At 71.2% G+C, this 24,841-nt stretch carries 20 protein-coding genes and 1 pseudogene; 4 read left to right on the plus strand and 17 right to left on the minus strand.

The genetic code is table 11. The annotated features are described in order from the left end of the window. Positions 1 to 37: 37 nt before the first annotated feature. Positions 38 to 145: pseudogene (locus ACUKCB_RS06190) on the minus strand (DNA-binding response regulator); the annotation flags it as partial. Positions 146 to 547: 402 nt separating this feature from the next. Between ACUKCB_RS06190 and ACUKCB_RS06195 the strand changes: the two are divergent. Beyond that, on the plus strand, positions 548 to 1,981 hold the full coding sequence (locus ACUKCB_RS06195; RefSeq protein ID WP_473040943.1) for an amino acid permease: 1,434 nt from the start codon (positions 548 to 550) through the stop codon (positions 1,979 to 1,981). A 111-nt stretch (positions 1,982 to 2,092) separates the two neighbouring features. Here the strand turns inward: ACUKCB_RS06195 and ACUKCB_RS06200 are convergent, their stop codons facing one another. Next, complete coding sequence (locus ACUKCB_RS06200; RefSeq protein ID WP_473039517.1) at positions 2,093 to 2,485, minus strand: ankyrin repeat domain-containing protein; 393 nt, start codon at positions 2,483 to 2,485, stop codon at positions 2,093 to 2,095. A 128-nt stretch (positions 2,486 to 2,613) separates the two neighbouring features. On the opposite strand from ACUKCB_RS06200, the gene ACUKCB_RS06205 reads away from it, so the two are divergent. Next, on the plus strand, positions 2,614 to 3,159 hold the full coding sequence (locus ACUKCB_RS06205) for a hypothetical protein (RefSeq protein WP_473039518.1): 546 nt from the start codon (positions 2,614 to 2,616) through the stop codon (positions 3,157 to 3,159). 72 nt (positions 3,160 to 3,231) lie between these two features. Here ACUKCB_RS06205 and ACUKCB_RS06210 read toward each other — a convergent pair whose 3' ends face one another. The 12 genes from ACUKCB_RS06210 to ACUKCB_RS06265 form a co-directional block, all read right to left on the minus strand. Then, positions 3,232 to 4,689 (minus strand): hypothetical protein, encoded by a 1,458-nt coding sequence (locus ACUKCB_RS06210; RefSeq protein ID WP_473039519.1) that lies wholly within the window; start codon positions 4,687 to 4,689, stop codon positions 3,232 to 3,234. A 152-nt stretch (positions 4,690 to 4,841) separates the two neighbouring features. Then, complete coding sequence (locus tag ACUKCB_RS06215; RefSeq protein WP_473039520.1) at positions 4,842 to 6,089, minus strand: tyrosine-type recombinase/integrase; 1,248 nt, start codon at positions 6,087 to 6,089, stop codon at positions 4,842 to 4,844. A gap of 58 nt (positions 6,090 to 6,147) precedes the next feature. Further along, positions 6,148 to 6,681, minus strand: a complete 534-nt coding sequence (locus ACUKCB_RS06220) for a hypothetical protein (RefSeq protein ID WP_473039521.1) — start codon at positions 6,679 to 6,681, stop codon at positions 6,148 to 6,150. 10 nt (positions 6,682 to 6,691) lie between these two features. Next, on the minus strand, positions 6,692 to 7,015 hold the full coding sequence (locus tag ACUKCB_RS06225; protein WP_452545642.1) for a hypothetical protein: 324 nt from the start codon (positions 7,013 to 7,015) through the stop codon (positions 6,692 to 6,694). Between the two features lie 194 nt (positions 7,016 to 7,209). Next, entirely contained in the window at positions 7,210 to 10,779 is a 3,570-nt protein-coding gene (locus ACUKCB_RS06230; RefSeq protein WP_473039522.1) for a TM0106 family RecB-like putative nuclease, read from the minus strand. Positions 10,780 to 10,950: 171 nt separating this feature from the next. Beyond that, positions 10,951 to 11,667, minus strand: a complete 717-nt coding sequence (locus tag ACUKCB_RS06235) for a septal ring lytic transglycosylase RlpA family protein (protein WP_473039523.1) — start codon at positions 11,665 to 11,667, stop codon at positions 10,951 to 10,953. Positions 11,668 to 11,893: 226 nt separating this feature from the next. Continuing rightward, positions 11,894 to 12,865, minus strand: coding sequence for a protein-tyrosine phosphatase family protein (locus ACUKCB_RS06240; protein WP_473039525.1), 972 nt, complete (start codon positions 12,863 to 12,865; stop codon positions 11,894 to 11,896). A 554-nt stretch (positions 12,866 to 13,419) separates the two neighbouring features. Continuing rightward, a complete protein-coding gene (locus ACUKCB_RS06245; RefSeq protein WP_473039526.1) occupies positions 13,420 to 14,121 on the minus strand; it encodes a sirohydrochlorin chelatase in 702 nt (233 codons plus the stop codon). Then, complete coding sequence (locus tag ACUKCB_RS06250) at positions 14,115 to 15,269, minus strand: uroporphyrinogen-III synthase (RefSeq protein WP_473039527.1); 1,155 nt, start codon at positions 15,267 to 15,269, stop codon at positions 14,115 to 14,117. Before ACUKCB_RS06250 ends, ACUKCB_RS06245 begins: the two co-directional genes overlap by 7 nt. Further along, positions 15,266 to 15,664 (minus strand): nitrite reductase small subunit NirD, encoded by a 399-nt coding sequence (gene nirD / locus ACUKCB_RS06255; protein ID WP_473039528.1) that lies wholly within the window; start codon positions 15,662 to 15,664, stop codon positions 15,266 to 15,268. Before nirD ends, ACUKCB_RS06250 begins: the two co-directional genes overlap by 4 nt. Further along, the gene (nirB, locus tag ACUKCB_RS06260; protein WP_473039529.1) at positions 15,661 to 18,168 is read right to left on the minus strand and encodes a nitrite reductase large subunit NirB; all 2,508 of its coding nucleotides are present in this window, start codon (positions 18,166 to 18,168) and stop codon (positions 15,661 to 15,663) included. Before nirB ends, nirD begins: the two co-directional genes overlap by 4 nt. 225 nt (positions 18,169 to 18,393) lie before the next feature. Next, positions 18,394 to 19,062, minus strand: coding sequence for a hypothetical protein (locus ACUKCB_RS06265; RefSeq protein WP_473039530.1), 669 nt, complete (start codon positions 19,060 to 19,062; stop codon positions 18,394 to 18,396). 268 nt (positions 19,063 to 19,330) lie between these two features. On the opposite strand from ACUKCB_RS06265, the gene ACUKCB_RS06270 reads away from it, so the two are divergent. Together ACUKCB_RS06270 and ACUKCB_RS06275 are read left to right on the plus strand one after the other, a co-directional pair. Beyond that, positions 19,331 to 19,807: a DUF6194 family protein gene (locus ACUKCB_RS06270; protein WP_473039531.1), complete on the plus strand. Its 477-nt coding sequence runs from the start codon at positions 19,331 to 19,333 to the stop codon at positions 19,805 to 19,807. A 351-nt stretch (positions 19,808 to 20,158) separates the two neighbouring features. Next, positions 20,159 to 20,797, plus strand: a complete 639-nt coding sequence (locus ACUKCB_RS06275) for a DsbA family oxidoreductase (protein ID WP_473039532.1) — start codon at positions 20,159 to 20,161, stop codon at positions 20,795 to 20,797. Here the strand turns inward: ACUKCB_RS06275 and ACUKCB_RS06280 are convergent. From ACUKCB_RS06280 to ACUKCB_RS06290, 3 genes are all read right to left on the minus strand, one after another. After that, positions 20,794 to 21,093 carry a hypothetical protein gene (locus tag ACUKCB_RS06280; RefSeq protein WP_473039533.1) on the minus strand — a complete coding sequence of 100 codons (300 nt, stop codon included), beginning with the start codon at positions 21,091 to 21,093 and terminating at the stop codon, positions 20,794 to 20,796. The two genes, ACUKCB_RS06275 and ACUKCB_RS06280, sit on opposite strands and share 4 nt — an antisense overlap. Before the next feature lie 156 nt (positions 21,094 to 21,249). Further along, positions 21,250 to 22,863, minus strand: a complete 1,614-nt coding sequence (locus ACUKCB_RS06285) for an OmpA family protein (RefSeq protein WP_473039534.1) — start codon at positions 22,861 to 22,863, stop codon at positions 21,250 to 21,252. Positions 22,864 to 23,062: 199 nt separating this feature from the next. After that, a complete protein-coding gene (locus tag ACUKCB_RS06290; protein ID WP_473039535.1) occupies positions 23,063 to 24,826 on the minus strand; it encodes a S8 family serine peptidase in 1,764 nt (587 codons plus the stop codon). Positions 24,827 to 24,841: the final 15 nt, after the last annotated feature.

Genomic DNA, 24,841 nt, shown 5'->3' on the forward strand with positions numbered 1-24,841 from the left:
GCTCTGTGTTTGGGGTTTGGTGGGTGTGTCGTGGTTTTCAGGGGTGGGTGGTGGGGCGTATGAGGCCGGAGTCGTAGGCGGCGATGACGGCTTGGGTGCGGTCGCGTACGGCGAGTTTGGTGAGGGTGTTGGACACGTGGGTTTTGGTAGGCCCAGCGTTGGTGGGTGCGGGGGTCGACCAGGGGGTGGAGTGCTCTGGTCAGGAGGGTGGTGAGGTGGCGCATGGGTGGATGGTGGCACGGGCGGGTGGGTGTGTGCCTCCCTCTGGGGAGGGTGATGGTGTTGGTCACGGTGGGGATGGTGCGGGGGTGGTGGGGTGTTGTAGGGGCCATGGCATGGGGGTTTTGTGGTGGTTTGCGCCTTGGTGTGGAGATGGAGGACCGGGCGCGTATTGGTTGGTTCATGGGTTGTTTTCCGGGGTCGGTGAAAAATGTGATGAACCTTTCGTCCTATGGTGGGGCCCGTGACACGAAGTGAGACGTCGTCCGAAGAGACGGCACAAACAGACAACGGGCCGGGGCTGGCACACTCGCTGCGCCGCCGGCACATGGCACTGATCGCGATCGGCGGATCGGTGGGCGCCGGGCTGTTCATCGGCTCGGGCGCGGTGATCCAGACCGCGGGACCCGCGGCGGTTCTCTCCTACACGTTGGCCGGGGCCCTGGTCTTTTTGACCCTGCGGGCCCTGGGCGAGATGGTCGTGTCGGTCCCGGCCGGAGGGTCCTTCTCCGACTACGCCCGCCTGGCCTTCGGGCCCCGGGCCGGGTTCACCATCGGCTGGGTCTACTGGTGGATGTACGCGGTCCTGGTGGCCGCCGAGTCCGTGGCGGGGGCGGCCATCCTGAGCCAGTGGGTGCAGGTGCCCGGGTGGGCGCTGGCCCTGATCGTGCTGCTGGCCATGACGGCCGCCAACCTCATCTCGGTGCGCGTCTTCGCCGAGACCGAGTCCCTGTTCTCCCTGGTCAAGGTCGCCACCATCGTGGCCTTCCTGCTGGTGGGCGGCCTGTACGCCTTCGGGTTGTGGAGCGGTTCGGACGGGTCCACGGTCACCAACCTGTGGGAGCTGGGCGGGTTCGCCCCCAACGGTTGGGTCGCGGTCCTGGGGGCCACCGTGGTGGTGCTGTTCGCCTTCGGGGGCGTGGAGATCATCACCATCGCCGCCGGGGAGAGCGCCGAACCCGAGCGCGGGGTGGCCTCGGCCATCACCAACGTCCTGTGGCGTATCGGCCTGTTCTACGTGGCCTCCATCGTTGTGGTGGTCATGGTCGTGCCGTGGAACTCCACCGACCTGGACCGCAGCCCCTTCGTGGTGGTCATGGAGACCGTGGGGGTTCCCGGGGCGGCGCTGATCATGGAGATCGTGGTCCTGATCGCGGTGCTGAGCGTGCTCAACGCCGCGATGTACACCTCCTCGCGGATGCTGTTCATGCTCACCCGCCAGGGTGATGCCCCCCGGTTGCTCAGGGGCGCCAACCGGCGCGGTGTGCCGGTGCGCGCCATCCTGTTGGGCACCGTGGTCGGTTACGCGGCGGTGGTCGCCGACTACCTGGCTCCGGGCAGGGTCTTCCCGTTCCTGGTGGCCTCCATCGGCGCGATCCTGCTGGTGCTGTTCCTGACCATCTGTGCTTCGCAGCTGGTGGTGGGTGCCCGGGTGCGCCGCAACGCCCCGGAGCGGCTGACGCTGCGCATGTGGGGTTTTCCGTACCTGACCTGGGCCACCTTGGTGGGGTTGGTGGCGATCTTCCTGGCGATGGCCACCCTGCCCGAGCATCGGCAGGCACTGTGGGCCACGGTCGCCGCGGTGGTGGTGGCGGTGCTGGCCTATGAGGCGCGCCGTCTGTTCGGTTCCACCGAACCCAGCCGCAGGGTGCTGGGGGTGCGGGGCCGGGCCACCCCCGAGGAGTTGGACCGTGTCGCCGGGACCGGGGCCGGGCGGGTCCGGGATGCCGAGGAGCGGGGAGAGGATCTGTCCCCCCGGTAGGCCTGGCCCCGTGGGGCCCGGGGTGTGATCGGGGCCCTGTGTGTTGCTGTGGCGCCGTCCTCCGTCGGGGGGCGGCGCCGCGGTCGTTGGTGCCGCGGTTGTGGGGGCCGGTTAGTTCCCGAACAGGGCCAGGTGGGTCCGTTGGTCGAACATCTGCGCGGTGGCGCGTGCGGTGGGGGTGCCCGCGTCGGGGTCGGCTCCGGCATCGACCAACAGTTCCACGATCCGGTCCTCGCCCTTGAAGACCGCTCCGGCCAGGGGTGACTGGCCGCGGTTGTTGAGGCGGTCGGGGTCGGCGCCGTGTTCCAGCAGTAGGGCGACGGTGTCGGTGTGGCCGTGGTAGGCGGCCAGCATGAGCAGGGTGTCGCCGTTGTCGTTGGTCAGGTTGGGCGGCAGGCCCGCCTGGAGGTAGGGGGCCAGGTCCTGGGTGCGGCCGGCGCGGGCGTGGCCGAACAGGCGGGTGGCGAGTTCGATGACCTGGGGGTCGTGTTCTGGGTGGCTCACGGTGGGCAGCCTAGTGGGGTTCGGGGGTGGGTGTGGTGGGGCCCCGGGGTGGTTGTTTTGGGGTGATGTGGTGCTGAACTCGGTTTTTGTCGCTAAGGTGCTGCGCAACCCCTGAGAGGAGCACCCTCGTGCGACATTTCGTCGGCTTCCTGTCGGGCCTGATCCTGGGTCCGGTTCTGTTACTGGTGACCGGCTGGGCCTTCGCGCATCTACGGGGCCTGCACGCGGTCGGTCTGAGCGCCCTGCAGGGCACCGGTCCGGTGGCGGTGGCCGGGTTGGTGGGTGTGGGCCTGTTGGTGGCTCTGGTCGCGGTTCCGCCGCGGTTGACCCCGATGCTTCCCTTCGCCGCCTCCCTGGTTCTGGGCGGGGTGAGTGCTCTGGCGTTGGTGCGTATGCACCTGTTGGAGCGTCTGCCGGTCCTGCCCGGGACGGAGGGCGCTCTGACGCTGTTGCCGCTGGGTGTGTTCCTGCCCCTGGCGTTGGTGTTGGCCGCTCCCCTGTTCGTGGGCGCCCGCTGGGTCCGCGATGATGAGGAGGGGGTGGGCGAGGAGGAGTACTTCGAGGGCCTGTACGCGCAGGACGGGGAGGATGACGACGGTCTCCCCCGTTCCACCGCGACGAGGTCCGAGCCGGTGGCGGCGCACCATGAGCCGCGGCACCGGTTGGAGGACTGATTCCCCCTTCGCGTGCCGGGGCCCGGGAGCGGTTCTGCTCCCGGGCCCCGGTGTGTGCGGGGCGAACGCGCCCTAGCGCCAGGTGGGTCCCCAGGCGGAGCTGTTGGAGACTCCACGGGGTAGGCGGGGCAGCCCGGTGGGGCTGGAGTTGGCCGGTGCGGGTGGGGTGGTGCCGGGTTCGCGGTCGGCGGGTGCGCTGGGCTGCTCGGCGGGCTCGTCCGTGGTGTCCTCGCCCGTGGTGCCCTGGTCCTCGTTGTTCTCGTCCGGGCCCGGTTCGGGGGCCGGGTCGGGTTCGGGCTCCTCGGGTCGGGGGTCGCCGGGCTGCTGGTCGGCCCGAGGGGCCGGTTCGGGTTCGTCGGTGGGTGCTTCGGCCCGGGGTACGAAGCCGCGTACGCGTTGGGCCTCGCCCTCGGGGTGCGGGTTGTGCAGGAGCACCGGTTCGGGCAGGGGGGTGGGTTCCTCGGCGTGGGGGTCGGGGAGGGCGGGTTCGGCCGGGGCCACCCGTTTCCACCACAGGTCGGCTTCCTGGGGGCTGAGTTCGGACTCCACCTCCAGCCAGCCGTGTACCTGGCTGTGGCGGCGTCCGGCGTTCCAGGAGCGGGGGTAGGGCTGTTCGTCCAGGACCAGGACGTGTTCGCCGTCGATGGTGGGGATCTCGGCGGGGACCCCTTCGTTCCAGATCCAGGAGCCGTCGTGGGCGACCATGTTCCACCAGCCCCACACGGTCTGGGCCGCGGGGTCGACGGGGCCGTCGCGGAAGGAGGCGGTCCAGCGCGGGTCGGGGGGATCGCCCGGCAGTCCCTGGCCGTGGGGGCCGATGAGGGCGTCGGCGAGCAGGGTGTGGAGTTGGAAGTTGTCGCCGATGCCGTCGAAGAGTACGCGGAAGGCGCGCCTGGAGTGGCGGTCCATGACCAGGGCGGAGGTGGCCTCGGCCATCCTCAGGAGGGCGCGGAGCTGGTCGAACTCGGTGAGCAGGTCGCTGAGTTGGTTGGCGATGGCCACGAGTTCGGCGTGCAGGGCGGGGTCGCGGCGGGTGTGGGAGCGCACGCCGGGTTCGCTGAGCATGGTTTTGGCGGCCAGGCCGTGGCGGCGGATGGTCCACCAGCACATGGTGGCGGCGGGGGCGTCGGCGCCCAGGTCGGCGGCCACGCGGGCTTCGGCGTCGGCGGTGACGGTGTCGGGGTCGGGCGGGGTGCCGCCGCCGGTGCGTTCCCAGGCGCGGACGAAGACGATGGCGCCCTTGCCCATGGTGCGCAGGCGGTGCAGGATCTCGATGCCGGCGGGGCCGGGGTCGGTGCCCATCTCGACCAGGGCGCCGGCGACCACGGACAGGTCGGCGATGATGCCGGGGGCGGCGTGGTCTCCGGAGAGCAGGGGGGTGAGGGCTTCCAGGGCCAGTTCTCGTTCGGCGGGGGGGATGTGGGAGGCCAGGAGGTAGACCTTGTGGACTGCCGGCGGGAACTGTTGGGGGTCCGTGGAGACGGAGGCGTCGATCAGTTCTTGGAATGCCGCGCGAAACTCGTCGACCATGGGTCCGTCCCCTTTCTCACGCAACCAACCTAATGTCTCATCAGGGAAGGATCGCACTTTAACGGGCTGTATCAGGTGTTGCTGGTGGGTTTGTTGGTGATTCGAGATGAGGTGGTGGCCGATGAGGCGCAGGTCACTGTTGGTCCGGGGCCTCACAGCCCCAGCCGGGTGACCGCGTTGTCCTCCAGGGGGTTCGCGGTGCGGATGTAGTCGTGCACGGTCTGGGCGTTGGTCCACCGCCCCTGGCGCATGATCTCGCGGTCGGTGGCCCCGCCCAGGGCGGCCTGGGTGGCGAACCCGGCTCGCAGGGAGTGCCCGCCGAAGTCGTCGGGGTTGAGCCCGGCCCTGGCGGCGTAGCGTTTGACCAGGTTGCCCACGGCCTTGGTGGTCATCGGGCGTTGGGCCAGGCGTCCGTGCCGGTCCACCCCGGGCAGCAGGGGCCGGTTCGAGCCGTCGGCCAGGTCGATGCCGCGCAGCTGCCGGCAGGTGTGCGCGGGTGCGGGGTCGGGGGCGCCCAGCGACTCCAGGTGGGCGCGCACCGCCGGCGCTCCCCCGTCGCGGTGCACCGCCACCAGGGCCGACCAGTCGGCCAGGGCGCACACCGGGCAGGTGGTGCGGTGGCGTCCGCGGGGCAGGGCCACCCGCTGGTGGGCCCGGCCCTCCTGGTCGGTCTTGGTGGCCCACAGGGAGACCACCAGGGTGGGGGCGCCCGAGGCCGGGTCGGTGCGCAGGGCCAGGTCGTCGAAGGTCAGCCCGGCCAGTTCGGAGCGGCGTAGCGCCCCGGCGAATCCGGTCAGCAACAGCACGGCGTCGCGTCTGCGCGCCACTCCCCCGGGGTGGCCCTCGGCGGGGCGTACCGCCAGCAGCGCCTCCAGGGTGGACAGGACCACGGGGGCCTTGCGGTGGGGGCGGGCCTTGCGGGTGCGGCGGATGCCGCGCAGGGTCATGCGCACCACTTCGGCGCGGGTGGGTGAGTCCAGGCCGTGGGCGCCGTGGACGGCGGCGATGGCCGCGGAGCGGCGTTCCAGGGTGGCGGGGGCCAGGGCCCAGCCGGTGCCGTCGGGGGTGCGTTGCTCGGCGCAGGCAGCCAGGTAGACGGCCACGTCCACCGGGTCGGCCGGTAGGGAGGTGCGCTGCTCGGTCAGGCACCAGGCGCCGAAGGCGGTCCAGTCGGCGCGGTAGGCGCGCAGGGTGGCCGGTGACTGGGCGTTGGTCAGGTACCGGCCCAGGGCCTGGGCCTGTTCGGTGTCGAAGCGTTCGCGGACCCGTTCCAGGGCGCGGGTGTCCACGAGCACGCTGTGGTCGGGGTGCTCCAGGCGGGCGCGTACGGGCGGGGGCAGAGCGATCTGGTCCCGGGGCGCGGGTGTGTCGGCGGGGTCGGTGGTGTGCACGGGTTCCATTGTGGCCGGGGTCGGGGCCCGGGTGTGGCAGGCGGGGCGGGTCGGGTCGTAGCGGGTCTCAGCCGAACAGGTGGGTGCTCAGTGCCGCCCATAGTTCGGCTGGGGGCATCACCCACAGTGTCAGGGCCACGGTCAGGGCCAGGGCCGTGGTGAAGGCGATGGCGGCCATGGTGCGGCGCAGCAGCAGGGCGGTGGTGGCGCCTGCGGCCGGTACGACCCAGGCCATGACCAGGAACCAGACCAGGGCGTTGCCGATGGCATCGAGGTTGCGTTCCTGCTGTTCGGCGAGCAGGTCCGGGTCGGTCATGGTGGGGTCGGCGGGTGTGTTCATCGAGTCGAGTCCGGCGAAGAGCAGCGCGGCCAGGGCCAGGGGGGTGCCCAGGGCCCACAAGCACCACAGGATGACCCACAGCACGGTGATGCGCCGGTCGGGTGGTTCGGTGACCGTGAGGGGGGTGCGCTTCAGGGGTCGCTTTTCGGGGACCTGGCCGGGTGTGAGGCGGCCGGGTTCGGTGCGGCCCTGTTCGGTCGCGGCGGTGCGGGGGGCGGGCCCCTGTTGGCTCTTGCGGCGGTTGCGCTTCTTGGGTGACACGCCCGGGAGCCTACCCGGCCGAGCGCAGCAGGTGGATGACCACCACGAACACCACCGGCCAGGCCAGCAGGGCCAGGGACCACAGGGCTGCCTTGCGGTCGCCGGCGACGGTGGCCACGGCCGCGGCCAGGAAGGGGATGCCCACGGCCGCGCCGAAGGTCAGGGTGAACCATTCGGCTGCCGATCCGGCGTGGGAGTCGGCGTCGATGCCCATCAGGTAGCCCAAGGGGCCCAGGACCAGGGCGAACAGGGCCAGGACGCAGATGACGACACGGATACCGGTGGGGTGGCGTGTGTTGCGGCCACCGCCGGGTGTGGAGGGACGTTCAGACACGGGGGCCGTGGTGCCTTTCGGAACTGGTGGCGGGCCAGGGCGGCAGGACCCCACCGCGGGGGTGTGGGGGGTGGGTCCTGCGGGCACGCCGTGGCCTGCCCGTGCGGGCGTGTGGATGCCCGCGGGCAGGCGTGGTGTGCTACCTAGAACGTACTCCACGTGGGGGGTGTCCGAAACCTGGGGCGGTGGGTCCTTCAGTGGTCGGGCCAGGGGCGGGCCCGGGTGACCAGACCGGTGAAGGAGGCCAGTAGGCGGAGTTCGTCGATGGTGCGCGGGGCGGTGGTGAGCAGGTCGGGTGAGTGCACGACCAGTGCCAGGAGTTGGGCGCGGGAGAGGGCGACGTTGAGGCGGTTGCGGTCCAGGACGAAGGAGGGGCCGCGGCTGGTCTCGGCGGCGTCGGAGGTGGTCATGGAGCAGATGACCGCGGCGGCTTCCTGGCCCTGGAACTTGTCGACGGTGCCCACCCGCACCCCGGCCAGGGCGGGGGTGTGCTGCTGGGCGTGGGCCAGGGCCTGGCGCAGGGTGCGCACCTGCAGGTTGTAGGGGGCCACCACCAGGATGTCGGTGCCGGTGAGGGGGCGCGGCCCCTGGTCGGGGTCGAGGGTGACCTGTTGGGTGAGCAGGGTGCGGACGGCCTCGACGACGGCCTGGACCTCTTCGGGGCTGTGGGTGGTGCGGCCGGTGTGGGTGACGGGGTGGGCGTACACGCCCGGGGCCATGGGGTTCAGGTGGCGTTGGGTGGTGCTGGGGTGGGCCTGCAGGCGGCCCTGGTAGGACAGGTCCGAGACCGGGGCGCACACGTTCGGGTGCATGCGGCGGGTCTGGTCCAGGAAGTAGCCCAGGGCGGGGTCGATGATGGCTTCGGTGCCCATGAGGTGTTGCAGGGCCGAGGCGTCGGCGCCCTCGGAGTGCACGCCCTGGACGACCTGGGGTAGTTGTTGGGGGTCGCCGAGCAGGACGAGGTTGTGGGCGCCGGCGGACACGGCCAGGGTGTCGGCCAGGGCGAACTGTCCGGCTTCGTCGATGATCAGCACGTCCAGGGGGTCGGCGAGGGTGTCGGCGCCGGACATGCCCCAGGCGGTGCCGCCGATCAGGACGGGTTGGCCCTGGGTGGTGCGTTTGGTGCGCCAGTTGGCCAGTGCTTGTTGGGTGGAGGGTTGCTGCCAGGGGGCGTCGGGGTCCTTCTTGCCGCCGCGGGGGCGTTTGGCGGCTTCGATGTGCAGGCCCTGGTGGTCGGCGGCGCGCAGTGCGGCGGCCATGACGTTCTCCACGGCCTTGTGGCCGGTGGAGCACACGCCGACGCTGCGGCCCTCCTTGATCAGGTGGGTGATGAGTTGGGCGGCCAGGTAGGTTTTTCCGGCTCCGGGCGGGCCCTGTACGGCCAGGTAGGAGTGGTCCAGGCGGTCCACGGCGGTGATGGCGGCGCTGATGAGGTCGCCGTCGGCCGGGGCGGGCAGGGGGCCCGGCGGGTTCAGTCGGGGCGGGGTGCGGCGCAGGGCGTCCAGGCCGGGGTGGTGGGGCCAGTCGGGCAGGTGGTCCACGGCGGTGCGGGCGACCGTTTCCAGGGCGCCGTCCTTGGGTTTGGGGTCCACCGGTGAGCCGGGCAGGACCGCCAGGGGGGTGCGGGAGGGCAGGTCGTCGGGGTCGGCGGTCTCCAGCAGGGTCAGGGTGTCGGGTTCGGCTTTGAGGACCTTGGCGGGGCGGGTGGCGGCCCCTTGGCCGGGGGCGCCGGGGTGGAGCAGGTGGACGCTCTCGCCGGTGGTGAAGGGGTTGGGGTGGGCGCGGTCCAGGCGCATGGCGATTTCACGGCGGGCCTTCTTCTGCCTGCCGGTGGGTTCGGTCCACTCCCCCGCCTGTACCTGCCAGGGCACGGCGCAGTTGCTGTCGGTCTCCAGGTCCTGCAGGGGTGCGTTCTGGCGTTGGAAGTGTTCGCGCCAGGGTGGGGTGTTCTCGCGCTGGTAGTAGCCGATCAGGGAGGCCAGGGCTGCGCGGGGGCGGTCCTGTTCGGTGCGTTCCTCGGGTTGTTCGGGGACCTGTTCGAGCAGGGGTTGGGTCAGGGCGGTGTGGCGGGCGTTCTTCTCGGCGCGTTTGCGGGCGCGTTCGGCCTCGTCCTCGGTGAGTTCGAACTGGATGAGGGGGCGGTCGGTGATGCCCTGTCGGGTGCGTTGGTCCTCGAGCCAGTCGCGTAGGCGGGCGGTGGAGTGGCAGTCGTCGCGGTTGTAGGCGGCGATGTCGTCCAGGACCCGGGCGGCGGTGTGGGTGTCGCCTTCCTCTCGGGCGGTCAGGTAGGCGGCGTAGGCGTCGATGCTGGAGGCGGCGGTGGTGACGCCCCCGTCGCGGGCGGTGTCCAGGTAGAGGGGTTCGAGGTACTTGATGGAGTAGGAGCGTTGGGACACGCGCAGGCTTTTGCGGACCACGGTGTACAGGTCGACGAGGCGGTTCTCGCGCAGGAGGCGGTCGACCTCCTCCTCGCGGGTGTTGAATTCGGAGCTGAGGAGTTTGAGGCGGTCGACCTCGTAGGAGGCGTAGTGGTAGACGTGGGCGCCCTCGTCGGTGTCGATACGGGCGGTGGCCAGGTCGACGAAGTCCTCCAGGGCCTTCTTCTCCTGGGTGCGGTCGTGGGCCCAGAAGGCGTGGAAGGTTTCGGTGCCGTCGGTGTCCTCGGTGGTGGCGCCGAAGAGGTATTCCAGGCCGCGTTCGCCCTGGCGGGAGTGGTAGGGGTAGCCCTCCATGTCGAAGAAGAGGTCGCCGGGGCTGGGGGCGGGCAGGCCGGCCAGGCCGTCGGGGGCGAAGACCTCGGCGGTGACCTGCCCCTGGGGGTTGGCGGGGGTGCGGGTGGTGTCCTGGCGTACCTGCAGGGCGGCTTGGGCGCGGAGTTGGTCGAAGGAGCGGCTGGGCAGGGTGGCGGGGCGGTCCTGGTCGGTGGCCCGGGCCAGGGCGTCGATGGTGTCCAGGCCGGTGTCGGTGAGTTTGGCGGCCTGGTCGGTGCGTAGTCCGGCGACCAGGGACAGGTGGCGGGCGGCGGTGCGTCCCTGGGAGCACCAGGTGTTGTAGCCGCAGCTCTCGCACAGGAGGCGGGGTTGGCCCCAGGTGGGGGTGGGCAGGGCGGGTTCGTGGGCCAGGTGGTCGAGCAGGCGTTGGGTGATGGTGGTCAGGATGGGGGTGAACTCGGCGGTGGGCAGGGTGTGGGTGCGGCTGTCGCCGGTGAGCAGGTGCATGTGTTGGGGGGTGTGTCCGTGCAGGACGGTCACGGCCTGGGCGTAGGCGGTGAGTTGGACCACGGCTGAGGGGCCGGGGCGGCGGGCGAGTTTGGTGTCCCAGGGTTCGTAGGTGAAGGGGGTGGGGGCGTCGGGGTGCGGTTGGCCGGTGGTGGGGTCCAGGTCGGAGCGGATGAGGAAGTCGGCGCGTCCATGGAAGGCCACGTGGGGGTTGAGGGGGTGGTGGAAGGAGGCCTGGTAGATGACCGGGGCTGCGGCGGCCATGGCCTGGGCGGTGGCGTGGGCGGCCCGGGCCAGGGAGTGGTCGTCGGCGGTGGGTGCTTCGATGCGTACCAGGTCGTCGCCGAACAGGGTGCTCAGGCGTTGGAGTTCGGCCTGTTCGTGGAGTTCGCCGTGGCGGGCGACGAGGGGGTCGATGTCCTCGGGGTGGGGTGCGCCGGGCAGGTGGGCGGCCAGGGCGCTCTTGAGGGCGGTGCGGTGGTCGCATTCCAGTGTGTCGACGAGGTCGGTGGGTGAGACGACCCAGCCGGTGGTGGTGCGGAACAACGCCCGACTCCCCCTGGTGTTGTGGTGTTGGTCTGTGGCGGTGGTGGGGATTGTGCCATGTCGCGGGGGTGTGTGGGGCTTGTTGCGTGCGGGTGGGTGCCGGGGGTGGGTATGGCGGCGCCCCGCACCGGTGGGGGTGCGGGGCGCGCGGGGTGTGTTCGCGGGGCGGGGTTAGCCCACGACCTCCCAGTCGACGGTGCCCACGCCGGCGCCGGTGCCGATGATCTGGTCGAAGGCGGCGGTGGACAGGTCCAGGCAGCGGCCGGCGATGAAGGGGCCGCGGTCGTTGATGCGCACTGTCACCGACTTGCCGTTGTCGGGGTTGGTCACCTTGACCATGGTGTCGAAGGGCAGTGTCTTGTGCGCGGCCGTCATGCCGTAGGTGTCGAAGGTTTCGCCGTTGGCGGTGGTGGCGCCGTGGAAGCCGTCGCCGTAGAAGGAGGCCTCACAGGTGCCGCCCTCGCCGGTGCCCTGGGAGGCGTCCGAGTCGCCGGAGGGTGTCTCGGGTTCGGGCTCCGGTGTTTCCTCTTCGGGTTCGAGGATGGCGGGGCCCGAGGCGCTCAGGGCCTGGGGTGCCGCGGCCTGGGCGCGTTCGGTCTCGTCCTGGGGTTGTTCGGGTTCGGGTTCGGGGGCGGTGAGGGTTCCGATCTGGGCCTGGGGGATCCCGGTGGCGCTGGTGGCGTTGTCGGGTTCGGCGCCGGAGGTGATGACGGCTGCCGCGGCGGTGCCGCCCACGAGCAGGGTCAGACCGGCGGCCGAGGCCACGACCAGGGCGCGCTTCTTGCGTGAGCGTGCGGCTGCCAGGCGGGGTCCGACGGGCGGGGGTGCGTCCTGGGTGGTCGCATCGTGGCCGTCGGACGGTGGGATCTGGGGCTCGTGTTTGCCCACAACGCAGTCCTTCGAACGGGAACAGGGGTGTGGCGGTCGCCTCCGGGCGTGGTGCGGTGGTGCCGTGGAGGGCGTGGTGTGTTCGGGTGGTGCGGGCCCCGGGGGGATGTGTGGGGCCGGGCACGGGCCGAACGGGACCGCCGGTGGCATTGCACGGGGTCTGGGCGCAGAGCTTAGGGGTAACGCGACAGTAACGGTACCGGAAAGTGATGGTTTGTGGAACTTCTCACCCGGTGGCCCGAACGGAGCGCAGTTCGGGTCGGCGCGGGGGCAGGCCCCGGGGGAAGAGGGCCCGGGTCGGGTCGGGCAGGTCCAGGCCGCTGAGTTCGGCCACGGCCCGGGACAGGGTCGGGTTGTCCAGGTGTCCGCCCACGGTGCGGATGAGGGTGCCCAGGGTGGGCAGGGGCGGTGCGCCCAGGGCGGCGGTGGCGTAGCGGGCGGCCACGGCGGGGGTGCGTGAGGCGCCCGCCCAGCAGTGCAGCAGGACGCGTTTGCCCTCGGTGCGCAGGGCGGTCACGGCTTCGGCGGCCTCGTTCAGGGTGAAGTGCAGGTTGGTGTTCTTGCCGGGGGTGTCGTGCAGCCACACGCGCACCCAGTCGGGGCCGCTCACGTGGGGGGCGTCGTCGGGGTGGGTGCGGCACAGCGAGACCACCGCGTCCACGCCTTGGGGGCGGGTGCGCAGGTGGTCGAGGTTGCCGAGCAGGACCCCGGGGTCCAGGGGGTGGGGTACGGCGAAGGGCGGCAGGCGTTGTTCGGGTCGCTCCCGGATGGGGTGCTGGGGCCACTGGCGGGGTTGGGTGCCGCGCACCTGGAGCAGGGCGGTGGTGATCAGGGTGTGGGGGTCGGTGTGCCCGCTCAGCCGGCGCAGTGTTTGCAGGGGCAGGGCGGAGGCGCCCCAGCGGGCCCCGGCCAGGGCTCCGGTGTACATGGCGGCCAGGTCGCCGCCGGTGTGGTGGGCCCGGTGCAGGGCCTGGGTCAGGTGGGTGCAGGCGAAGGTGCCGTGGGCGGGCTCGTGTGCGGGGTGGGGGGTACGGGTCAGGGCCCGCCAGGAGGTGCCCAGGGGGTCGTGGTCGGTGGTGTGCTCCAACTCGGGCAACTCGGGTGAGTGCGGGGTTGCGGCGGTGCGCACCAGGGTGCTCAGGGCCTCTTGTGGCCACCCGGGTGTGGTGGGCGGGGCCCTGGTCCGGGTGCTGTCCACAGACGTGGGGTTGTGGCGGCGCTCACCAGAGCCAGGTGTTTCATCGTGGATTCCTGCACGGGCTCCTCGTGCGCGGTTTCCGGGGTGTGGCGGTATGCGTGGCGTGTATCGCCGCCTTCGCCAGCTTCTCCTGGTGAGGTCCTCATATGAAAAAGACGTGGATGTGCGTGCTGAGTCTGGTCGGGATGGCCGTTTCGGCTGCCGTGTTGATCCTGCTCATTCCGTCGCTGTTCGGTCCGGGCGAGCAGGGAAACGTCTGGGCGGTCGGAGCGCTCGCGTGTCTGATCGTGGTCTGCGCAGCGGGGACGCTGTACTGGCGTCCGTCGACCTCGGACGGCGGATGGCCGGGGCCTGTCCCGTGCAGGTCGTGGCGGACGCCAGGAGATCGCGTCGAGCGCCTGTCACGACCTTCGCCCGCGTGAACACGCACACGATGCGCGTGCCCGGGCCGAGGGAGAGAGAACGCGGGGGGACCAGCGCGTCCAAGACCGTTCGGGACGCGCGCAGGACCGGGAGAGCACCACAGGGCACTCCCGCACACTGTCAAGGAACGGTCAGGTCCGGGCGGGTTGGGGCAGGCAGGCGCTCAGGTAGCGGTCGGCCACGGCGTGGGCGATGGCGGCGTCGGGGCACAGGGGTGCGGCCACCGTGTCGGCGCCCGAGTCGCTCAGGCGGTCGTGGAACAGGCCGGGGGCCAGCAGCCAGGTGGCGACGCTGATACGGGTGTGGCCTCTGGTGCGCAGTTCGGTGACCTTGTCGGCGACCGTGGGGGTGTTGGTGGCGGCGTAGGCCAGGTGGACGGGGGTGTCCATCTGTTGGGACAGGCGTTCGGCGGCCTGGTCGAGTTCGGTCTGGGCGTGGGGGTCGGAGGTGCCCGCGCAGCCCAGGACGAGGGCGTCACCGGGGCGGTGGCCGGCGGCTTCCAGGCGTTTGCGGGCGGTGGTGGTCAGGGCGGGGTGGTCGCCCAGGGCGGGGGTGATGACGGCGTCGGCTCGTCCGGCCAGGGCGAGTTGGTGGGGGATGTCGGTGCGTACGTGGTAGCCCGAGGCCAGGAAGGCGGGTACGACCACCAGGGGTCCGGGTGTGGTGGCGGCGACCTGTTCGACGGTGGGGTCCAGGACGTCGGCGAAGGCCAGGCGGGTGGGGCGGTGGGTGATCTCGGCCACGCGCAGGGCCAGGGAGTGGGCCACGGCGGTGCCGCGGGGTGAGCGGGTGCCGTGTACGGCCAGCAGCAGGGTGGGTGTGTGGTTCAGCATGGGTGGGTGTCCAGGGCCAGGCGGTAGCCGCGTTTGACGACCGTTTGGATGATCTTGGGGTCGCCCAGGGCGGTGCGTAGGCGGGCCACGGCTGTTTCGACCGCGTGGGCGTCGGCGTCCTCGCCCAGGCAGGTGAGCAGGTGGGCGCGGTCGCGGACCTGGCCGGGGCGGTGGGCCAGGGCGCGCATCAGGCGCATGAGGGTGGGCGAGAGGGTGTGGACGGTGCCGTCGACCAGGACGGCGTGTCCGCGTAGGCGCATGCGGTGGCCGGCCACGTGCAGGGTGGGAAAGCGTGCGGGGAGTTCTTCGGTGAGTTTGCGGACCTGGGCGCCGATGCGGGCGCGGTCGGGCCACACGGTGGGGATGTCGTGGGCCATCAGGGGGCGTGCGGTGACCGGTCCCACGCACATGGCCAGGACGTGGCCGCGCAGGGCCTGGACGAGGGTGTGTTGTTGGCCGGTGGTGTGGGCGCGGGTCAGGAGTCCGGCGGCGGCGGGGGCGCTGGTGAAGGTGACGGCGTCCACTCCCCCGGTGGTGACGGCTTCGATGAGGCGGTCCAGGGGTGCGGTCTGTTCGGGTTGGGTCCACCGGTAGACGGGGACTTCGATGACCTCTGCTCCGGCCAGGCGCAGGGCGGCGGTGAAGTCGGGCAGGGGTTCGCCGTGGAGTTGGATGGCCACGCGTAGGCCGTGGACGCCGCGTTGGAGGAGGTAGTCCAGGACCTCGGCGGAGGATTCGGAGGGTGGGGACCATTCCTCGGTGAGGCCGGCTGCGCGGATGGCGCCCTTGGCTTTGGGGCCGCGGGCGAGGAGGCGGGAGGAGGCCATGCTGGTCAGGAGGGGGTCGGCCATGCCCCAGGTTTCGCAGGCCTCGACCCAGCCGCGGAAGCCGATGCCGGTGGTGGCCACGACGATGTCGGCGGGGGTGCGGGTGAGTTGTTCGGAGACGGTGGCCAGGCGTTGGTCGTCGCTCAGGGGGACGATGCGCAGGGCGGGGGCGGCGATGACCTGGGCGCCCTTGCGGTGCAGCAGGGCGCTGAGTTCCTCGGCGCGGCGGGCGGCGGTGACGGCGACGGTGAACCCGGCCAGGGGTGCGGTGGTGGCCTCGGCTGTGGGTGGGGAGGCGGTGGCGGGTGGGGCGTTGTTCATGGTGTCCCCTGTTCTGCGCGGGTGCTGGCGTGGGTGGTGGGGGTGGTGCCGATCTGGACGGTGTGGTCGTGGACGCGGACCGGCCAGGTGGCCAGGCGGGTGTGGGGGTCGTCCAGGCTCTGTCCGGTGCGCAGGGAGAAGACGTGTTTGAGCATGGGTGAGGCCACGGTGGGTTCGCCGTCGCGGTCGCCGACGATACCGCGGGCCAGGACGGCGGCGCCGGTGTGGGGGTCGAGGTTGTCCAGGGCGTACAGGTGGTGGTCGCGGGTGAGGAAGAGGGCGACCTGGTGTCCGTCTGGGAGCAGGGCGGCCAGGCCGATCTCGGGTTCGAGGCGTTCCTGTGGGCAGATGGTGACCCAGTCGGTGGTGGTGGGGGCGTGGGTGAGGACGCTCATCGGGTGCTCTCCTGCTGTTGGGTGCGGGGGGTGGGCATGCCGAGGTTGAGGGGGCCCGGGACGGGTTGGTCGCGGGTGGTGGTGAAGCTGATGGTGGGGTCGGGGGTGGTGGGGGCGTTGGCGAAGGAGACGAAGCGGGCGAGTTTGTCGGGGTCGTTCAGGACGGCGGCCCATTCGTCGGTGTAGGTGTCCACGTGGTGGGCCATGGCGGTTTCGAGTTCGTGGGCGATGCCCAGGCTGTCGTTGACCACGACCTCGCGCAGGTGGTCCAGGCCGCCGTCGAGGGACTCGATCCAGGGGGCGGTGCGCTGGAGGCGGTCGGCGGTGCGGATGTAGAACATCAGGAACCGGTCGATGTAGCGGATGAGGGTGTCCTCGTCCAGGTCCGCGGCCAGGAGTTGGGCGTGGCGGGGGGTGAAGCCGCCGTTGCCGCCCACGTACAGGTTCCAGCCGGTGTCGGTGGCGATGATGCCGAAGTCCTTGCCGCGGGCCTCGGCGCATTCGCGGGCGCACCCGGAGACGGCGGACTTGAGTTTGTGGGGTGAGCGCAGGCCCCGGTAGCGCTCTTCCAGGCGGATGGCCAGGCCCACCGAGTCCTGGACGCCGTAGCGGCACCAGGTGGTGCCCACGCAGGACTTTACGGTGCGCAGGGACTTGCCGTAGGCGTGCCCGGATTCGAAGCCGGCCTCGACCAGGCGTTGCCAGATGGCGGGGAGTTGTTCGAGGCGGGCGCCGAACAGGTCGATGCGTTGGCCGCCGGTGATCTTGGTGTAGAGGTCGAAGTCGCGGGCGACCTCGCCGATGACGATGAGTTTGTCGGGGGTGATCTCGCCGCCGGGGATGCGGGGCACGACCGAGTAGGTGCCGTTGCGTTGCAGGTTGGCCAGGTAGCGGTCGTTGGTGTCCTGCAGGGTGGCGGTTTCGCCGTCCAGGATGTGGCCGCCGCCCAGCGAGGCCAGGATGGAGGCGACGGCGGGTTTGCAGATGTCGCAGCCGTGGCCGGTGCCGTGGGCGTCGATGAGGGCGGAGAAGGTGGTGGTGCCGGTGGCGCGCACGATCTCCAGGAGTTCGGCGCGTGATTGGGTGAAGTGCTCGCACAGGGCCTTGGACTGGGTGATGCCGGCTTGGGTGAGGATCTGTTTGAGCATGGGCACGCACGAGCCGCAGCTGGTGCCCGCCTTGGTGCAGGACTTGAGTTCGGCCACGTCGTGGGAGCCGCACTCGATGGCGTGGGTGATGTCGCCCTTGGTGACGGCGTTGCAGGAGCAGATCTGGGCGGTCTCGGGCAGGGCGTCGGCGCCCAGGGACTCGCCGTCGGGGGTGATCAGGGCCAGGGGGTCGCCGGGCAGGGGTGAGCCGACCAGGGGGCGCAGGGTGGCGTAGGTGGAGGCGTCGCCGACCAGGACGCCGCCGAGCAGGGTGGTGGCGTCGTCGGACAGGACGAGTTTGGCGTAGCGGCCGCTGGCGGCGTCGTTGACGACCACGTCCAGGGCGCCGGGGGTGCGGCCGTGGGCGTCGCCGAAGCTGGCCACGTCCACGCCCAGGAGTTTGAGTTTGGTGGAGGTGTCGGCGCCGGTGAAGGTGGCGTTGCCGCCGACCAGGCGGTCGGCGACGACCTCGGCCATGGCGTTGCCGGGGGCGATGAGCCCGTAGACGGTGCCGCGGTGTTGGGCGGCCTCGCCGATGGCGTGGATGTGGGCGTCGCTGGTGGTGCAGGTGTCGTCGATGACGATGCCGCCGCGTTCGCCGGTGGTGAGGTCGCTGGTGCGGGCCAGGTCGTCGCGGGGTCGGATGCCCACGGAGAACACGACCAGGTCGGTGTCCAGGTGCTCGCCGTTGTCCAGGAGCAGGCGGGCGGCGCGGCCGTCGGGGCCGGGTTCGACGGCGGTGGAGGCGGTGTGGGTGTGGACGTGCACGCCCAGGTCGGTGACGAGGTTGCGCAGGAGTGCTCCGGCGCCTTCGTCGATCTGGGCGGGCATCAGGTGGGGGGCGAGTTCGACGACGTGGGCCTGTAGGCCCAGCAGGCGTAGGGCGTTGGCGGCTTCCAGGCCCAGGAGTCCGCCGCCGATGACCACGCCGGTGCGTGCGCCGGAGGCGGAGGCGGTGATGGCGTCCAGGTCCTCGATGGTGCGGTAGACGTGGCAGCCGGGCAGGTCGTGGCCGGGGACGGGGGGCACGAAGGGGGTGGATCCGGTGGCCAGGACCAGGCGGTCGTAGGGCAGGACGCGGCCGGAGGTGGTGGTGATGGTGCGGGCGGCGCGGTCGATGGCGGTGGCCTGTTCGGCGACGTGGACGTCCACGTGGGGGCCGCGTAGTTCGCCCAGGGACAGGTCCTGGGCGGTGGCGCCGTCGAAGTAGGTGGACAGGGCGACGCGGTCGTAGGCGGTGCGGGGTTCCTCGCCCACGACGGTGATGTGCCAGTGGCCGGCGGTGTCGCGGTCGCGGAGGGCCTCGACGAGCCGGTGGCCGACCATACCGTTGCCGATGACGACGAGTTCTTCCATGGGGCGGCTCCTGCGGGCTGCGGGGTCGGACGGTTTTCAGGCAACCTGCAGGGTGTTACCCGGTGGTTGGGCGGGTGTGTCGGGGGTGTTTCGTTGTGCTGTCACCCCAGGTGGGGGGTGAGTGATTGGTGTGGTGGGGGCGGGTCTTGCCTGGCGGGGCGGGTGCGGGCCGGTGGTGGGGTGCTGTGGTGCGGGGCGGGGTGGTGTGCGGCACATCGGGGTGTGTCAGGGGTGCTGGTGTCCGGGGTTCCGGGGCTGTTGGGGGCGGTGGGGGGTGCGTTGGTCGATGAGGTGTTGGCGGTGGCAGCTGCGGCGTAGGGCGGTGACGATGATGAGCAGGAGGCCGCCCGCTGCGCCCAGGAACGGGAGGGTCAGATGGGAGGCCAGGGAGCCGAGGAGTCCGGTCATGGTGTGGGCGGCGAGGTCGTCCCCGTAGGCCAGGGCGAAGCGGACGTCGTCGGGGGCCTGGCAGGTCAGGGTGTATTCGCCGGCCCGGGTCAGCTCGGTCATGCCGATCATCGCCCAGGACCCTTCGGGGCCTTCGATCTCGTGGTTGAAGGTGGGGTAGGCGAAGGCGGGTCGTTGGCCGTCGGGGCCGGTCAGGGTGCAGGCGGTGTGGTCGACCGGGGTGGGTGAGCCGTACAGGAGCCACTGCGGTTGGGTGTGCACGGCAGGGTCGACGGTGAAGGTGGTGCTCTGGGTGCCCCGGGTTTGTGCTGCGAAGTCGGGTGGGGCTGTGGCCTGCAGGATCAGTGCGACGAACAGGACCGCGCCCAGGGCCAGGGAGAGCGGGATGAGGGCGCCGCCCACCCAGTACCAGGCGCGGGAGGGGCGTAGTTCTCGGGGGTCCACGTGGGGCGGTGGCCCGTAGGGGGCCGGGTGCGGTGCGGCCATGCGGTGAGTGTCGCATGTGTGACCTGCGGGGGCGTGTTTTCCGGTGCAGGTTTGGGTGGGTGTTGTCGAACCTGTGCCCGGGGTTGGTGGGGCTGCGGGGCGGCGGTTCGGGCCAAAACGGTGCGGTGTTGTAGTGCGTTTGAGGGTTTGGTGCCTTGGCTCCTTTTTGGGGTGGTGTTTTTCGCCTCAGGGTTCACTGGGTTGTTCAATGACACACTTGAGGGGTGGGGTGGTCGGAAGGGCCGCCTGAACTCTGGAGGGGGATCTGATGAGCGAGGACGAGATCATCCGGTTCGTGGCCGGGCTGGGTGAGGTGGAGGTGATGACCGCGAGCCGGGAGGGCGGGGCGCCCGAGATCGCCTGGGGTGACTCCTTCTTCCTGTACGACCCGGACGGGGACGCGCGTGAGCGCAGCGGTTTCACGCCGTTCGCGACCCTGGTGACCAAGGACTACCCGGGCTTTGACAGCGACTCCCGCCTGGATCGGCCCGGGGTGTTCCGGATCAACGTCGCGGTGGGGCGGGAGCTGTTCGAGGAGGTCGTGGGCCACTCCCCCGCCGCGCACGCCGAGTACCGCGAGGGGTTCGACTTCACGGAGTTGGACCGGCTCCTGCCGCACCCGGCCTACGCCGCCCAGGGGTGGGTGGCGGTGCTCAACCCGGGTGAGCGGACCGCGGGGCGGGTGCGTGAGCTGTTGGTGCGGGCCCGGTGCCGGGCCGCGGCCCGGCACCGCCCCACGGACTGATCCGCTCGAACCCTGCCCGGTGGCGGGCGGGGGTGGAGCGCGGACCGGGGCGCGCAGGGGCAGGGTGGGCATGCGCCGGCTGATGCCGTCGATGGCGCGGGTCCACTCGCCGCGGTGTCCGTTTTGTCCTGCCCGCAGCTCACAGATCGTAGGGTGGCGAACAACGAGTATGTGAGGTGCTGGGATGAGTGTGAACGGCTCGGAGCCGGAGAGGACCCGGCAGGAGCCCGGGCCGGAGACAGGCGAGCCGCCTGTACCGGCGCCTGCGCCGGTGTTCGGCGGGCTGGTGACTCTGGGATCCGAGGACGCGCCCGCGTGCTCGGACGGAAACTGCTGGTGAGGGGAAGATCCGTGCAGGTCGAAGTGTGGTCCGACATCGTGTGCCCGTGGTGCTACATCGGCAAGCGGCGCCTGGAGAAGGCCCTGGCGGGCTTCGAGCACGCCGACGGGGTCGAACTGGTCTGGCGCAGCTTCCAGCTCGACCCCGCCTTCCCCAAGGGGGTCCGGGAACCGGTCTACGACTCCCTGGCCAAGAAGATGAACGCCACACGCGACCAGGTTCGGGAGATGACCGGGCAGGTCAAGGAGGTGGCGGCGCAGGAGGGGCTCGACTACGAGTTCGAGAACGCCGTCATGGTCAACACCTTCGACGCCCACCGGCTCACCCACCTGGCCCGGGAGCGGGGCCTGGGCGGTGAGGCCCACGAGCGTCTGATGCGTGCCCAGCTGGTGGAGGCCCGCGTCCTGGACGACGTGGACACCCTGGTGGAGCTGGCCGAGGAGATCGGTCTGGACCCCGGGCAGGCCCGCACCGTCCTGACCGGTGACGCCTACACCGCCGAGGTCGAGGACGACATCCGCACCGCGCAGCAACTGGGCGCCACCGGGGTGCCGTTCTTCGTGCTGGACCGCGCCTTCGGTGTCTCGGGCGCCCAGCCGCTGGAGGTGTTCACCGCGGCGCTGGAGAAGGCCCACGCCCAGCAGACCTAGGAGTCCCGCAGGCAAATCCCCCGTACGGGGGAGGCCGCATCACCTTTGTTGGGGAGGCGCGCACGGGGGCGGCGCAACAGGGTGGAGGTGAAGGACACCCACCCCTTGAAGGAGTCGCTCATGTGCGCCCCACCCAGTGGCCGCTCCCCCGGCGCCCACCACACGTCCGTCCCCCGGGCCGCCTTCTGGGCCGCGTTGGCCTGGTCGGCCGCGGCACTGGGATCGGGGCTGGGGTGGCTGACCGGTGTGGTGCCCACCGGTCTGCCCGAGGCCGGCGCGTTCGGTGCCCTGTTCACCACCGACGACCTGGGTGCGGCCGTCGCGACGACTTCCGCGGTCGGCGCCCTCGGGGTGGTTCGGGGGCTCGGCGCCCCGGTGGCCCGAGGACGGGGCGGCGCCTGGCCCCTCGGTCGGGGAAGGGGGCGCCGCCCCGTGTGGGTGTGTGCCGGGTCCTACTGGACGGGGACCGCGGGGATCTCACCGAAGGCGCCCGCGTACAGGGTCATCTCCTCGACCTCGGGGCCGGGGGCGGGGAAGACCGACAGGGCCAGGTACTCCTCGCCCGGGGAGAGGGTGAGGATCTCGTCGGCGAAGTCCTCGTACTCGCCCTCGGCGGTGCGGATCCGGATCACGTAGCGGATGATGCCGCTGTCGGGCTCCTCCAGGCGGAAACCGCCCATGGTGCCCTCGGTGTACTGCTGGGGGCTGCCGGGCAGGGAGGCCTCGTCGCCGTCCAGGTCCGCCTCCAGGTCGGTCAGGGTGGAGTTCTGGAACCCCACCACCTGGAACAGGTAGGCGCCGTCGCGCACCATGGGGTAGACGTTCAGGTCCAGGTCGTTGTGGGTGACGGTGGTGACGGGGTCCAGTTCCTCGTAGTAGGGGGCCGGTGCGCCGACGTGGCGTTTGGCGGCGTCCAGTCCCGAGCCGCCCTCCTCGGAGTCGGTCCCGCTCATGGGGACCTCGTAGGAGAACTCCACCCGGCGGTTGCGGGCGCGGGCCTGTTCGTCGTCGTCCCCGCCCTCCTGGGCGAGCAGTTCTTCGCTGCCCCGCCCCTCGGTGGTCAGGGTGAAGCCCGCCCCCAGTTCTTCCTCCAGCAGTTCGCGCACGGCCTCGGCGCGGTCCTGGGACAGGGTCTGGTTGTAGTCGTCGGAGCCCTTGCCGTCGGTGTGGCCGATGATGGTGATCTCGGCGCCCTCGACGAGGTTCTCGCGCAGGGACTGGGCTGCTTCCCGGATGGTGCCTGCGGCCTCGTCGGTGGGGTCGGCCTCGTCGAACGCGAACATGTTGTCCGCGTGCAGGGCGATGACCTCCCGGTCGCCCGCGCGGGTGGTGGAGGCGGTGGTGGTGTCCACGAAGCTTTCCATGGACTGGACGAACCCGGTGGTGTCCAGGCCCGGTTCGGGGGGTGTTTCGGGGTAGACGAGTTCCTCGGGCAGCTCGTTGTCCATCAACCAGGTCTCGGGGTCGATGTAGTCGTGGACGTCGGGTTCGGGCAGGTCGGTGAACTCGTCGACGTAGCTGACGGGGATGCCGGGCACGTGCCCGGCGGTGGCGCCGGTCAGGGTCAGGAACTCCACGTCCTCGCTGGGCGCGGGGAAGTAGCGGCGGATGGGTGAGGGGATCTCCTCATGGATGGGGGTGAGTTCGCTGCCCTCGATGAAGTAGCTGCCGTAGGGTTCGCCGTGCTCTTCACTGGTGATGGGAAGCAGGACTTCGCCGGAGACGGGGTCGACCAGCCGCAGGGGCGCACCGGCGTAGGAGATGTCCTCACCGGTGATGTACTCCAGGATGTTGCGGCTGATGTCGAGCATGAGGTATTCGCCGTTGTTCTCCAGGGCCTTCACGGAGATCTCCACGGCGACGTCGTTGCCCCCCTCGACGAACATGCGTCCCTGGCGGACGAAGGGGAGTTCGACGTCCTCGGCCGCGACCTCCTGGGTGGTTTCCTCGGCGGCGGGCTCCTCCTGGGTCTGCTCCGGGTTCAGGTCGCGGATCAGGCCGCAGGAGCTGAGGGCCAGGCTCAGCGCGATGACCAGGCTGGTCGCGCCAAGGGCTCGTGTGGGCATGGTCGGGGGACTCCCTCGCGGTGGTGCTGTGGTCCGGCGGGGGTGCCGGTACGGTTCGTCAGCTGCTCGGACGCGTGGCGGAGCGGGCTGGTTCGGGGAGTGTACCGATCGGTGTCCCCGGCAAGGGACGGCACGGGTGCGGCCCCTCCCCCGGGAGATCGGGAAGGGGCCGCTGTCGGGGGGGTGAGGCTGTCGCGCCCTACAGGTTGATGGTCTTGGTGAGCGAGCCGGTGGCTCCGGTCTCGTCGGTGACGGTCAGGGTGACGGTGTAGGTGCCCGGGCCGTCGTAGAAGTGCCAGGTGGTGGCTCCGGTGCCGGTGGTGCCGTCGCCGAAGTCCCAGCTGTAGGAGACGATCGGGGCGTCACCGGCGCTGGAGCCGGACGCGTCCAGGCTGCAGTAGTACCACCAGGTGTAGCAGGACCCGGTGAAGTCGGCGGTGGGTGCGGTGTGGTCGGGGGTGCCCACGGTCACCTCGACGGTGTCGGAGTTGGTCGCTCCGGTCTCGTCGGTGACGGTCAGGGTGACGGTGTAGGTGCCCTCACCGGTGTAGGTGTGGGAGGTGGTGGTGCCGGTGCCGGTGGTGCCGTCGCCGAAGTCCCATGCGTAGTCGGTGACCTGCCCGGCGGACCCGGATCCGTCGAAGGAGCAGGTCAGGGTGGCGTCGTCACAGGACTCGGAGATGTCGGCCACGGGGCCGTCGGGCGGGGTGGTGGAGCCGTCGCCGGGGAAGGTGTCGGGGTCGCCCACGTCGAGCAGGGGCTCGTGGTCGCCGTCACCGGAGGTGTCGGTCCAGTCGTGGTTTCCGGCCTCGGTCAGGGTCTGGTAGAGGGCCAGGACGCCGGCGCGGTCGGTGGGCTTGGCGGAGCCGGTGGCGAGCAGGGCCAGGCCGCCCGCTGCGTGCGGTGAGGCCATGGAGGTGCCGCTCATGCTGCCGTAGTCGCCGCCGGGCATGGTGGAGGTGATGCAGGAGCCGGGGGCGGCGATGTCGACGGTGGTGCCGAAGTTGGAGAAGTAGGACAGGGTGTCGTCGTCGTCCCCGGTGCAGCCCAGGGAGCCTCCGTTGCCGCCGGGGGCGCCGTCGGAGTCGGCGAGGGAGGAGACGGTGAGTACGTCGGGGTGGTTGGCGGGGAAGAAGTTCGCCGAGTCGCTCGAGCTGTTGCCCGCGGCCACGGCGTAGGCGACGCCCTCGGCCACGGAGTTGGTGATGGCCTGGCTCAGGGCCTGGTCGGTGCAGCCCTCACAGCCCAGGCTCATGTTGGCCACGCCGATCTGGTCGGCGTTGGCGGTGACGTAGTCCACGCCCGCGGCGATCCCGGCGAGGGTGCCGCTGCCGCCCGAGGTCAGGACCTGCACGTTCCACACGTCGGCGCCGGGGGCGACACCGACCACGCCCAGGCCGTTGTCGATGGCGGCGGCGCTGCCCGCGACGTGGGTGCCGTGGCCGTTGCCGTCGGAGGCGGTGTTGGACACGCAGGTGCCGCTGGTGCAGTCGACCGACTCCACGACGTTGAGGTCGGGGTGGGAGCCGTCCACCCCGGTGTCCAGGACGGCGACGGCCACGTCGGGAACGTAGTCTTCTGCGCCGTTGACCTGGAGGTTGGGGTTGTCGGGGGCGAAGGTCCGGGCGATGCCGTCGGGGGTCTGCTGGTCGAAGGTCTCGACGACCTGGTCCTCCTGCACGTAGGCCACGTCGGTGTCCTGGAGCAGGTCGGCGGCGTCGGCGGCGGTCATTTCCGCGGCGTAGCCGGTGAGGGCGTGTTCGTAGACGCCCAGGGGGGCGTCGCCGTTGCGGTCGGCGACGTCGTCGGGGTCGGCGCCCTCGTCCAGGACGACGATGTAGGTGCGTTCAGTGGGGTCGTTCGTGTTGAGGAAGGAGGGCAGATCGGGTTCTGCTGCGGCGGGTGCCACTGCCAGGATCGGCAGTAGGGCAGCAGCCGCGATCACTGCACCGAACTTGCGCATGTGTGCGGGGACCCT

This window comes from Nocardiopsis moroccensis, assembly GCF_055763695.1.